Consider the following 12,132-nt stretch of genomic DNA (forward strand, 5'->3'; position numbering starts at 1 on the left):
GATTTATATAGTTCTCTTTAATATGAAATATTTAATTCTTTCAATATGTTTTAAATATGAAACCTAAATCTTTATATTCAAAATCTTTAAAAAATAAGTGCTAACTTTATCATCAGATAGATTTTTTTCAATAGAAAAGAATTCATCTTCTATAGTTTGGAGATTTGGAATAAATCGTTCTATTGATTTGGATATTAGCTTTTATCCAAAAAAAAGAGAAGTGCTCTAAAATAATCAAAATATTTAGAGATTATGGACCTTTGAATCTATCGTCTTTTGATTGGCTGTTTTTACCATCAGCAAAAGAGCGCAGAGTTTTCTTCCAGCTTTCAGACAAAAGAAGGCAAGATGCCAATTCTCCTGCTACTTTCGGATTATTTTTTGCATTTTCCATAATTCTCAGTGCTTTCAACACAGTCCATTGAGGGAAAAGACGGCCTATCAATTTAAATTCATTATCCGATTCTATTTCGCCTTCTTGAAGCACTCTCAGATACCAACCAGTATGTCCTGTTTCCTGGACTCTTTTGTCAAGTCCATCCTTTTTCAAAATTTTCGATATTTTCCAACAGGGTTGACGGGGCTGCGAAATTTGTAGTTTTACATCTCCTATTTCAAATACATCTCCAATGCATACATCTTCCTCAGTCAAATTAGAAATGGTTATATTTTCGCCAAATGAACCATAATCGAGTTTTTCAATGTGCAATTCCTCTTGCCATTTCTGATAATGAGATTCAGGATAAACAAGCACTGCTTTGTCAGGGCCTCCATGGTTTCTTATATCTGCTTGTTCATCACCCTCGAGCCCTGTAACAGAAACTCTTATCCTTCCTTCTACCGGCTTCTTTATATAACCGCTTTGCCATTCTTTCCCATCACCGCTATAGGAAGCCACTTTCCCAATTTGAATTGAAACTATCTTTGGCTTTTCCAATTTGTCAACTACTCCTTTTGGTTAGCTTTTCTTCTTGTTCAATTCATAAATTATCTTTAACCCCTCAAGCGTAAGCATCTGATTTGTTTCTTTTATCTTTTTGCTTTGAGGCGCTATCAAATCTGCAAGTCCTCCTGTAGCAACGACAAAGGGGTTTTCACTAATCTCATTTTCCATCTTTTCAATTATTCCGTCAACAAGAGATGCATAACCGTATATTATGCCTGATTGTATGCTGTTTATCGTATTTTTACCTATTACCTTGGGAGGTTTAATTAACTCGACTTTTGGAAGTTTGGCCGCTCTTTCAAATAGTGCATCAATAGAAATTTTAATGCCCGGCACAATAATTCCTCCACAATATTCAGCACTTTTTGAGATATAACAAAAGGTTGTGGCAGTGCCAAAATCAACGACTATAACAGGACCGCCATATTTTCTAAAAGCTGCTGCTGCATTTACAAGCCTGTCTGCACCAACTTCAGCAGGATTATCATAGAGATTTTTAAGCCCCGTTTCTACTGTGTTGTCAACAATAAGAGGACTTAAATTGAAATACTTGAGGCACATTTCAGTTAAAGGAGAAATTGTTGCAGGGACAACGCTCGATATTACTGCTGATGAGATTTCTTCCAACCGTATTCTGTTATCAAACTCAAAAAGATTTTTATAGACTACAAAAAAGTCATCGGCTGTCCATCGAGTGCCTGTTGCAATCCTCCAATCTACAATTATTTCATTTCCATTGAAAACCCCTATGACCGTATTTGTATTTCCAACATCAACTGCCAATAGCATAAACCTATCTTTCTCCCTTTTTAACAATCAATTATCTGCAATTTCCCATCAAAGCAACAAACTATAGCTTTCTCCAACAGAGTATTTCTCTTAATGACAACATTGTCAAGAATTACGCAATTACGAATTTTACAACCGCCTTCAATGCGACAATTTTTCCCTATTACTGAATTGAAGACTTCAGCGCTTTCATCAATAATCGTATTATTTCCAATTAAACATCCATTCTTGTCTTTTTCAATGTTAAAGTTAGCCGCTATATTGTCACCTACTTCTGTTTGAATCTCTCGATATCTTTTCAATGTCCCTACATCACACCAATACCCCCTGTTTACAAACCCCAAAATCTTTTTTTTATCTTTGATTAGTTTAGGATAGATATCTGAATTTATCTCTTTGACTTCCTCCTTTGGGATATAATCAAAAACTGATGGTTCTAAAATATGAACGCCAGTAAAATTCATAGGATTACATTTCTTTTCCGCGCCAACCAATTCAAGAATATCCACCACCTGCATATCATCTGATAGATAAACTTTCCCAAATGAGTCATCCTTGTTGGGATATGCAAGAAGCATTGTTGAATCAGCATTGTTTTTTTTATGAAAAACAATCATCTCCTTCAAATCAAAATTCAAAAGTGTATCACTGTTAATCACAACGAATGTTTCATCACTAAAATATCTTTCAACCTTCTTCAATCCTCCTGCTGTGCCAAGCAATTTTCTTTCCAAAGAAAAAGTAATTTTCATCTCTTTATCGAATGACTCATCAATGGCATATTTGATACTTTCAGGCTTATAATGTAGATTTATAAAAACCTCCTCTATTCCATATTTATAAAGAAAATTGAGTGTATGGACTATAATTGGCACGTTGAATACAGGAAGTGCCGGTTTTGCCTTTGTCAGTGTCAAAGGCAATAGCCTTTCTCCCTTACCGGCTGCAAGAATCATTGCTTTCATTTTTTTATCATTTAAATTTTTTTGATATATAAATTTTGTGGTTATATTATCAGAAAAAATAACTCCTTGACAAATCTCTTTAAGACGCTTATAAATTCAAGCAATTCGATGCGGGGTGGAGCAGTCTGGTAGCTCGTCGGGCTCATAACCCGAAGGTCAGAGGTTCAAATCCTCTCCCCGCTATTTTTTTTATTGACAAATCTTTGCCCGCCTATAAGACCTTTAATTGTTTGTGAAAAGAGTTGCATAAATATTCAATATTCATTTATGGAGGATAAAATGTCTCATAAATTTTTCTTACGGATTTTTTTTCTTATACCTATTCTTACAATTCTGTTTTCCTGCGCAAAGGCACCAAAAAAAATTGGAGTCATTTATACTGTTCACGGTGGACAGGAAGTGGAAAAACCACAATATATGTTTGATGCAGTCATTCAGCAATTTTCATACGATAAAAATCACCCTATTTACCAATTTGTAATGTGGAAAAGGAAGAATTGGCCTCTTGTACTGAATTCTCCAATGTCTGAGTATGCAAAGAGTTTTTTAAGAAAATACAGATTTGAATACAAACGGATCGGAGGCATTGATCCCTTTTATCAAATAACAGAAAAACAGCTTTCAAATTTAAAAAGAGAATTGGAATCAAATGAAGAAGGCCTTGAATTTGAAGTTGAGCTTGGTGCATGGATGGGAGGAAGCCATCCAGAATATTTGCCCTACCCCCGCTTTTTTCTCAATCCTCCACCGGGCGGCGATAAAATAACATACTGCGGCGAAGGTGAAAAGGATGGACCTTGGAAAGACTGTAATCCAAATCGCTACGATGTTGACGGTCCAGTTGAAAGACTTCTTCAAAAGGGAGTGTCCAAAATTATTGTTGCCGATATGACTGTGGGAGGTGTTCGGTTTTCCAAAACCTTTGAATTTGTCCAAAGAGCAAAAGAAGTTCTTGATAAATGGAATAATAATCACAAAAAGGCAATCCCTTTGATATGGGTAAATGACTATAAAAATCTAATGGAAAGATCTTATCCTGAAAAGCCGGAAGGATGGACTAGGTCGCTTGGAATACCTGATAAAGACAGACATATTCCCCTTGAAGGATATCCAAATCCTATTGCTGAAGACATAAAGTTGGCAGAACTAAATGTTGTAGGAATAGAAAAAAGATTTAATAAATCTGTATCTGACGCTGATACAGCAGTCTTGCTTTTGAATCATGCCCTACATGAAAACGATGAATCTTTTGACCCAAAAATAAACGACACAGTACTATTGAATAAAAACATAAAAAAAATACTTCTTCAACGACACCCTACTATGAAAGCAGAAAATATTATTGGCGCATTTTTCGGTGTGAAAGAACTGAATCCTAAAAACGGATTAGTAGAACGCACAAGAAGGATGAGAGGGCAAACATTGGGGTCAGCTTGGCTCTATGAAAGCAACAAGCAACTTCCCACTGAGGAATGGGGTTATAGATATTGGGATGCCCTCGAATATCTAAAAAAACGAGGAGCAAAGCATATCGTTATCGCCTTTCCTCAGATAGTAACAGATTCAGTATTAAATTTAGTGGAGATTTATTGTCAAATTGCAGTGGAAATAGGAACCAGAACTTGGGCTAGATTTGACGAAGGAGACTATAAGACATACCCGTTGGAAGGAAATCCATTCCCTGACTATTGGGGTGTTTGGGTAAATACTAAATGCGGTGATGAAGATTGCTGTTTCGAAATGGGAGGGTGCGATGATGGAAGGCCCTATCCTCCACCAAGACAAACGCCACTCAAAAAGGCAAGAGGTATGTTAGACCCTTCACTGGCATTTGATTTAAGCGGCTATGGACATCTTGGTTACGACCCTGCTAAAGGGAAACCTAATCCCAACAAGCCTGTGCAGAATCAGTATCGTGGAACATGGGATTTGTGGATACCGATAAATGACGATCCACAACTTGCCAAAATCCTTGCTAAACATATAATAGATGCAGCAAAGGGTAACTTAAAATGAGAGAATGAAAAATGAACAATAAGGATATATATATCGATAAAAGTATTCCTATTGAAAAGCAGTTCAAATATTTGAGGGATAAATTCAGTTTTCAGGCAGTACGGACATTCAAATTTTTCAAAAAGAAATTTGGGAAAGAAGCTGAAAAGATGTATGAAGAACTCTATGAGATGTATATGGAAGACACGTTAAGGGATTACAACATCGACCCAAAAAATCTTCCTTTTGAAGTGGTTGCGGCATTAGCCGCCAATGAGGAAGATAAATCGTTAGGTTTTGCTCCGGAAGTTGTTTTCAAATCCGACAATGAAGTCCATTCAAAGCTATCTTATTGCCCCTATAACGAAGCTGCTAACGCATTGAAATTCGATGAGCCAGTGTGCAAGTTCGTTTGCGAGCTTAATTCAAAATATATGACAGAAAATACTTCCTATGAGATGAAATTGACAAAAAGAATCGCCAATGGTGATGAGTTCTGCTTAATGAAGATTTCAAAAAAATAGCCCTTCAAAGAAATGAGAAAAAAATATGATCTCATAGTTGTAGGTGCTGGCCCTGCCGGAGCAATGGCCGCTAAAACAGCCGCTGAAATTGGATTAAATACTCTTCTTCTCGAAAGAAAAAAAGATCCTTCCAAATTGACAAGAGGATGCGCATCGATGTTTGCCATAGAAAGCGATTATTACTTTGGCGAACGGATGTATTACAACGATAAAAACAAAAAAATGGTTTTTCCTGTCAATGGCTTCACAGTGGATTATGACGGTCCAAGAAGAAACTATTATGCATGGCATTTTTATGCACCTAACGGCAAAACCTGTCTGAAATTCGGTAATTATGAAAAATCTTTCAAAGAAGGAGATGCAGGACGTCTTTCCTTTGTCTTTAATAAAGGATATCTTATTTCCAGTCTTCTAACCAAGGCAGAGAAATTCGGTGCTAAAATATTAACGGGCAAATATGTCGAAAAAGTGGGAAAAGGGAAAAAATATGTGAAAGTTCAGAGCGGCAAAGATTTCTTCGAAGGCACTTTCCTTATTGGAGCAGATGGAATGAATTCAATCATAGCTGAACAGATGGGTTTCAATAAAGAAAGGTTATTCTTTGGAAGAAATTCCGGGATAACCTATTATTTGACAGGCACAGCAATTCCTCAATCTGAAGCCATTATTTCAGGCCATGCATTCAAAAGTAATAGCTCCTTTCATTCCTTTTTTTGGATAATCCCAAGTCCTTATGAGAAAGATGAATTCTGGTTTGCAGTAAAAACTCCTCAGGAATTCGATTTCATTACCAAAGAAAGCGTTTATAAGCGCTGGTTCCCGAATCTTAGAATCCGTAGAAGGGTGGGATTCGTTACCAATATGAGGTCGCCTGTTTCAGAACCATTTAAGGATAATGTTTTGCTTGCAGGTGATTCAGCATGGTTTTGGGAAGCAGAAATTACCGGTTCGATGATGTGTGGTTGGAAAGCGGCAAACAGCATAGCTGAAGCTTTTCGCAATAATAAGCTAAATAGAGATGGTATCATCTCTTATATAAATTGGTGGAAAAAATCATATGCTGACTTCGACGATTACAGAAATATGTTTCTGCTCATCCCTTTCTGCAATATATTTACAGAAGAAGAACTCAACTATCTTTTTGGTCTATTCAGAAAACCTCTCAGAAGGACTAACAACCCTTTCTTGATTGTGCGTCTCGTAAAGAACGCCCTCAAACCTTTAATACCCAAAATCCAAAAGGAGATGCCTTCAATTATAAAAAAAATGGATATGCTTGAAGTAGAGAACATTCAAAAATTTACAGGCATCAAGCAGTTTTTCAAAAAACGAAAATCGTAGAGTCTTCTATCTTAGTTTGCAAACCTACAATACCCTTTCTGTTCGTAGTATTCCTTTAATTTATTAAGTTGTTCGGGGGTAAGAACATTTTTTATATCAATTGCAAGCCCTGAAAAACTCTCCATTAACCTTGAAATATTATCTTTTACTTTATTCAACTCATTCATCAATTCATCCTTGGTCGAGTCCTCTCTGAAGAATATCTCTGCAATAGCCTTTCTTTCACTGCACAAGCTGTCTCTTATCTTTTGTCTTTCCTCCTTTGTATTTTCGATAAGAGCTTTTATTTCCTCCACCTGTCCATCAGTCAAATCAAGGCGTTCTTTCCATTTCTCGAGGATATAATCAACTATCTTCCCCTGTGAATAGCACCTGTAACCTTTATATCCCGTATATCCTATTGAGATAGCACCGGCAAAGAAAAGCACCAATATGCAAACCAAAAGGTATAGAAAAACTTTCTTCTTAAACATTTTACTCCTCCTCTCTTTGAATTTATAATCAAACTCTTTCAATCTTATTATTATATTTGCCCTGTAAAAAAAGATTAGATATTATGTAAAATAATTTGGTTATAAAATTTTAACTATCTAATTTAACTATCTAAAACTATTTATGAGAAAAGATATAACAATCCTTTCTTTTATCCTCATATCTTTATCTCTTTTTTCATTTGTCCGCGCACAAAATCTTCCTCAGCTTTTTTATGACAAAGAAGAGACTGCAAGGAAAAGCTTTAAGAATTATGAGAAGACAACTTCCATAAAAAAGGTTGAAATCGACTTTTCGATACTCGATCCGGAACGAACGATGCCAAGAAGAATATTGGCAAACCTTCCTGACAAGAATCTTATAATAGAAAGAAAAAAAGTAATTTCTGAGAAGGAAAATTTCTCATGGTTCGGAACGGTAAAAGGCAACAGATTCTCTAATGTAATTTTCACTGTAAAAGATGAAAAGATGTTTGGTGAAATAAATACTGGTAATGAACTATATTCTATTGAACCAAAAGGCAAAAGCCATAAAATTATAAAAGAAGATTACACTAAAATGATTCCCATATGTGGAGGTGCACTAACTCCTCCCTCGACATATGATTCAGATGAGAAAAAATCTTTCAAAGCAAACGCCGCTGACAGTGGAAATAGAATAGATGTTCTTGTCCTATACACTAGCGCTATAAAACTAAAATACAAAAATAAGTTAAAAACTCTCATTAAGCATTATGCAGACATTGCAAATCAGGGATATGAAAATAGTAATATAGATTTAAAATTGAAAATCGTCGCATTCAAACCCTTCTATGACACTGAAGCAAGTGAACTTTATAATACCAGTGAAGCTCTTCAATATATAACACAAAATAAAGATGTAAAATTATTGAGAAGGAAATATAAAGCTGATCTTGTTTGTTTAGTTAGGCAATTCAAGCATAGGAAAAATAATTCCTCATGCGGGACTGCTTGGTTGATGACTACAGTAGATCAAAGCTTTTCAAGATTGGGTTATTCTGTTGTTGAAGTTAAAAAAAGGACAAGACACGGTTATTATTGTGATAAAAGGACATTTGCACACGAGATAGGCCACAACCTTGGCTGTGCCCATGACAGAGCGCATTCTTCAGGACAGGGGGCGTATGAATACTCCTATGGCTATAAGGTGCCCGGAAAATTTTCAACTATTATGAGCTACGGCTCGCACAAGATTACTTATTTTTCGACACCTTTGAAAAAATATAAGAAGTATCCAATCGGCAAGGATATTTATGAATATAAACCTGCTTACAATGCCCTAACGATCGAACAAACAAAGGGTACGGTGGCTAATTTCAAAAAAGGCAGAAAATGAATATTTTCTGTGCTTCTTACTCTCACTTGAAATCCTCTTGCAATTCTAATTTTTATGGACATACTCTCTGAACAAATCATCAGGAATGATGATGTTCCTAAAAGGAGAATATTGTTGGCAAAAGATAAGAGGAAAATTATTTGAGATCAGCATCACCATTTTTCTTTTCTGCACTGCCATATCCTCCTCCCCCTGGTGTTTCTATGCGGAGGATGTCTTCAGAATTCATTTTTTCGTAAAATTTTCCGGCTCTATCTTCATACTTACCCTTTCTTATGACAATATTCCTTCCGCAAAGTCCACTACCTCCACCAAAGATCCCATAAGGGGAATACTTTCTTCTTTCGGATAGGACAGTTACTTCAGTATCAGTCAAGAATTGAATCTCTCTAACGATTCCATTGCCGCCTTTATACTCTCCATTCCCACCAGAATTTTTCCTTATTGAATATTCTCTAATTAAAATAGGATAATCATATTCCAGCGCCTCTATGGGCGTATTCAGTGTATTCGTCATATGTGAATGAATAGCTGATTCTCCGTTACCTCCTCGATAAGCTCCCATTCCACCTCCTATTGTTTCATAATAGGCAAAATTCTTTTTTCGGTAATGGTCAAATCCTCCCAAAGCAATGTTATTCATTGTTCCCTGTGATGCGGCACATATCTTATCGGGCACCGCATTGGAAAGCGCGCCCAAGATAACATCAACAATTCTCTGAGAGGTCTCAACATTTCCTCCTGCAACTGCGGCAGGGAACTCTGCATTCACAACACTTCCTTTTTCAGTAATCAACTTTATCGGTTTAAAAATCCCTTCATTGGTGGGCAAATCTTCAGGCATTAAACATCTTACTGAATAAATCAATGCTGATAAAGTGATAGCTTCCACTGCATTGACAGAACCCATTACCTGTTTTGAGCTTCCGGAAAAATCAGCAATAAGATTATCTTCTTCAATTCTAATAGCAACTTTGATCTTTATTGATTCTATACCGATTCCATCATCATCCAAATAGTCTTCAAATTCATAGACACCGTCTTTGATATCTTTAATCGTTCTTCTTGTGATATTCTCAGTATATTCTTGAAGTGCCTTTGCATAAAAACTCGTTAACTCTGCACCATATTTATCTATTGTTTCCCGCATCCTTCTAATTCCAATATTGTTTGCCATTACCTGTGCCTTGAAATCTCCTCTTCTCTCCTCTGTTGTGCGCACATTGCTCGTAATGAGTCTTAATACGCTTTCATCTATTTCATTGTCACGCACAAGAAGAAGAGGCGGAATTATTACGCCTTCCTGAAAAATCGATGTCGAAATGGGCATCGAACCGGCCGTCATTCCTCCAATATCTGAATGATGTGCCCGATTTGCCACATAAAAGAGAGGATTTTTTGATTCATTCAAAAAAACAGGAGCTATTATCGTCACATCAGGTAAATGTGTCCCTCCTCTGAACGGATCATTAACTATTGCCATAGAATTTTTTGATGGAGGGCACTCCTGTAAAATTGCCTTCACAGACATTGGCATCGAACCTAAATGCACAGGTATATGTGCCGCCTGTGAAACCATATCTCCTTTACAGTCAAAAATGGCACACGAATAGTCTCTCCTTTCTTTGATATTTGGTGAAAATGAGGTGCGCTTTAGAGTGTATCCCATCTCTTCAGCTATTGAAGAAAAGAGATTTTTGAATATTTCAAGTTGTATAGGGTCTATCTTCTCCATTCCTTTTTATCTTCTGTGAATGAATATATTTAAATTTTCATCAATAGTAGCCTGCCAGTGCGGAGGTATAAATGTCGTAGCGCTATACTCTACAATAATTGCAGGGCCTACTATAGTTTCACCTACATCAAGCCCTTGACGGCTGTAAACCTTTCCTTTCAATAGCTGTGATTTATAATAAAGATTACAATTTTCAACAAAACTTCTCTGCCCCACAGTTTTGTCTTTTTTCGGATCATATTTTGTCATTTCTCTTTTCCCTATTGCCCTTATCCTCAAATTTACAATTTCACAAGCAATTCCGCTGTGGCTGTATCCGTACCGCTCTTTATGAAGATCATTGAAATTTTCGATGTAGTTTTCTGTAAAGGGGACTATTATCTCATAAGATTGCCCTTCATACCGCATATCGAGAAATTTCATCAATGAAACTGCGCTTTTATTGACTCCTTCTTTCATCATTTCATCAACTGCTTTCTTTTCCATACTTTTGAATTTCTCTGTTAATTCTTGAAAGGAGGTATCATCTTCACGAAGCATAACAGTTGAAGAATAATCTTTGATGATATCAGATTTGACCATCCCAATTGCTGACAAGACACCGGGCGCATAAGGAATTATGACTCCCCTCATTGAAAGACTTTCAGCAAGGTCAACAGCATGAAGGCCGCCTGCGCCACCGAAGGAAAGCAGATAAAAATCTCTTATATCATATCCCTTTTCAACAGAAATTACTCGTATCGCTTTTTCCATAGTAGAATTAGCAACCTCTATGATTCCTTCTGCAAGCGTTAATGGGTCAATGCCATTCCTTTTTGCCATCTCCTTTATGGCTGTCTCAACTTTCATTCCATTGAGCTTCATCAATCCGTCTAAAAAATATTTTTCAGATAACCTGCTCAAAAAAAGATGTGCGTCTGTAACTGTAACTTCATTCCCTCTGCCGTAACATATAGGTCCGGGATCGGCGCCAGCACTCTCAGGACCTACCCTGAGTGCCCCTCCTTCATCAAATCTTGCAATCGAACCTCCACCAGCACCGACAGTATGTATATCAATCATTGGTATTTTTACAGGCATCCCGCATATATAAGATTCTGTCGTCATTGACAATTTCTCGTCAATCAATGAAACATCCGTAGAAGTTCCTCCCATATCAAATGATATGATTTTCCTTATTCCGCTTTCAAAAGCCGCTGAAGAGGCACCGACAACTCCACCTGCAGGTCCAGAAAGGATTGTTTTTACAGCTTCATTCATTGCAGTATCCGCAGAAATACATCCTCCATTTGATTGCATAATAGTTAATTTATCCTCGCCTAAAACATAGTCGTTAAGTTGAGATATGTATTTTTCCATAACCGGCGAAACATAAGCATTTATGACTGTAGTTGATGTTCTTTCATATTCTCTAAATTCCGGAACAATTCTATGGGACAAAGAAACTGGTATATTTCTTTCAATGCATTCCTTTCCAATAATTTCTTCATGTTGTGGGTTTGCAAAAGAGAAAAGTAAAGATACAGCTATTGATTTTGCGCCTCTATTTACTGCTTCCTCGATTATCTCTCTAACTTCATCGAGGTTGATTTTTCTTAAGACTTCACCCGTATGCAAAGTTCTTTCATTTACAGACAATCGTTTATCCTCTGGTATGAGAGGCGGCTCCTTTTTATATTTCAAGCTGTAAATTTTTGTCCGATTCTGCCTGCCAATTTCAATTATATCTTCAAACCCTTTTGTTGTTATGAGGGCTGTTTCAGCACCTTTTCTTTCCAGCAAAGCATTCGTTGCAACTGTTGAGCCATGAACTATCTTTTTTCTTCTTCCTTTCGCTATTTTCTCAATGCCCTCACAAACCGCTTGTGCAGGATTTGACGGTGTAGAAAGAACCTTTAAAGTTCTCAATCTTCCATCTTCTATAAATACAAAATCGGTGAAAGTCCCCCCTGTATCAACACCTATAATGATTTCATCAGGCATTTCAAA

At 36.6% G+C, this 12,132-nt stretch carries 10 protein-coding genes and 1 tRNA gene; 5 read left to right on the forward strand and 6 right to left on the reverse strand.

From position 1 onward, the window contains the following. Positions 1 to 250: 250 nt before the first annotated feature. The 3 genes from D6734_08245 to D6734_08255 are packed head-to-tail and all read right to left on the reverse strand — an operon-like array spanning position 251 to position 2,700. Complete coding sequence (locus D6734_08245; protein ID RMF94253.1) at positions 251 to 898, reverse strand: MOSC domain-containing protein; 648 nt, start codon at positions 896 to 898, stop codon at positions 251 to 253. Positions 899 to 958: 60 nt separating this feature from the next. Next, positions 959 to 1,735 carry a type III pantothenate kinase gene (locus D6734_08250; protein ID RMF94254.1) on the reverse strand — a complete coding sequence of 259 codons (777 nt, stop codon included), beginning with the start codon at positions 1,733 to 1,735 and terminating at the stop codon, positions 959 to 961. 20 nt (positions 1,736 to 1,755) lie between these two features. Beyond that, on the reverse strand, positions 1,756 to 2,700 hold the full coding sequence (locus D6734_08255) for an NDP-sugar synthase (protein RMF94245.1): 945 nt from the start codon (positions 2,698 to 2,700) through the stop codon (positions 1,756 to 1,758). A gap of 109 nt (positions 2,701 to 2,809) precedes the next feature. Between D6734_08255 and D6734_08260 the strand changes: the two genes are divergently transcribed. From D6734_08260 to D6734_08275, 4 genes are all read left to right on the forward strand, one after another. Further along, a tRNA-Met gene (locus D6734_08260) sits at positions 2,810 to 2,883 on the forward strand. A 96-nt stretch (positions 2,884 to 2,979) separates the two neighbouring features. Beyond that, positions 2,980 to 4,716, forward strand: a complete 1,737-nt coding sequence (locus D6734_08265) for a hypothetical protein (GenBank protein RMF94246.1) — start codon at positions 2,980 to 2,982, stop codon at positions 4,714 to 4,716. Positions 4,717 to 4,727: 11 nt separating this feature from the next. Beyond that, on the forward strand, positions 4,728 to 5,219 hold the full coding sequence (locus D6734_08270) for a hypothetical protein (GenBank protein ID RMF94247.1): 492 nt from the start codon (positions 4,728 to 4,730) through the stop codon (positions 5,217 to 5,219). Positions 5,220 to 5,231: 12 nt separating this feature from the next. Next, the gene (locus D6734_08275; protein ID RMF94248.1) at positions 5,232 to 6,560 is read left to right on the forward strand and encodes an FAD-binding protein; all 1,329 of its coding nucleotides are present in this window, start codon (positions 5,232 to 5,234) and stop codon (positions 6,558 to 6,560) included. Between the two features lie 11 nt (positions 6,561 to 6,571). Here D6734_08275 and D6734_08280 read toward each other — a convergent pair whose 3' ends face one another. Then, on the reverse strand, positions 6,572 to 7,033 hold the full coding sequence (locus D6734_08280; protein ID RMF94249.1) for a hypothetical protein: 462 nt from the start codon (positions 7,031 to 7,033) through the stop codon (positions 6,572 to 6,574). A 142-nt stretch (positions 7,034 to 7,175) separates the two neighbouring features. Here D6734_08280 and D6734_08285 point away from each other — a divergent pair, with 142 nt between their 5' ends. Then, positions 7,176 to 8,408, forward strand: a complete 1,233-nt coding sequence (locus D6734_08285) for a hypothetical protein (protein RMF94250.1) — start codon at positions 7,176 to 7,178, stop codon at positions 8,406 to 8,408. Between the two features lie 136 nt (positions 8,409 to 8,544). Here the strand turns inward: D6734_08285 and D6734_08290 are convergent, their stop codons facing one another. Continuing rightward, complete coding sequence (locus tag D6734_08290) at positions 8,545 to 10,143, reverse strand: hydantoinase B/oxoprolinase family protein (protein ID RMF94251.1); 1,599 nt, start codon at positions 10,141 to 10,143, stop codon at positions 8,545 to 8,547. A 6-nt stretch (positions 10,144 to 10,149) separates the two neighbouring features. Then, on the reverse strand, positions 10,150 to 12,126 hold the full coding sequence (locus D6734_08295; GenBank protein ID RMF94252.1) for a hydantoinase/oxoprolinase family protein: 1,977 nt from the start codon (positions 12,124 to 12,126) through the stop codon (positions 10,150 to 10,152). Between the last annotated feature and the right edge of the window lie 6 nt (positions 12,127 to 12,132).

Source organism: Candidatus Schekmanbacteria bacterium, assembly GCA_003695725.1.
Taxonomy (GTDB): Bacteria; Schekmanbacteria; GWA2-38-11; order GWA2-38-11; family J061; genus J061.

Coding starts and splice junctions, on each gene's coding strand:
- D6734_08250 (RMF94254.1), bottom strand. CDS start 1,735: ATGCTATTGGCAGTTGATGTTGGAAATACAAATACGGTCATAGGGGTT.
- D6734_08255 (RMF94245.1), bottom strand. CDS start 2,700: ATGAAAGCAATGATTCTTGCAGCCGGTAAGGGAGAAAGGCTATTGCCT.
- D6734_08265 (RMF94246.1), top strand. CDS start 2,980: ATGTCTCATAAATTTTTCTTACGGATTTTTTTTCTTATACCTATTCTT.
- D6734_08270 (RMF94247.1), top strand. CDS start 4,728: ATGAACAATAAGGATATATATATCGATAAAAGTATTCCTATTGAAAAG.
- D6734_08275 (RMF94248.1), top strand. CDS start 5,232: ATGAGAAAAAAATATGATCTCATAGTTGTAGGTGCTGGCCCTGCCGGA.
- D6734_08280 (RMF94249.1), bottom strand. CDS start 7,033: ATGTTTAAGAAGAAAGTTTTTCTATACCTTTTGGTTTGCATATTGGTG.
- D6734_08285 (RMF94250.1), top strand. CDS start 7,176: ATGAGAAAAGATATAACAATCCTTTCTTTTATCCTCATATCTTTATCT.
- D6734_08290 (RMF94251.1), bottom strand. CDS start 10,143: ATGGAGAAGATAGACCCTATACAACTTGAAATATTCAAAAATCTCTTT.
- D6734_08295 (RMF94252.1), bottom strand. CDS start 12,126: ATGCCTGATGAAATCATTATAGGTGTTGATACAGGGGGGACTTTCACC.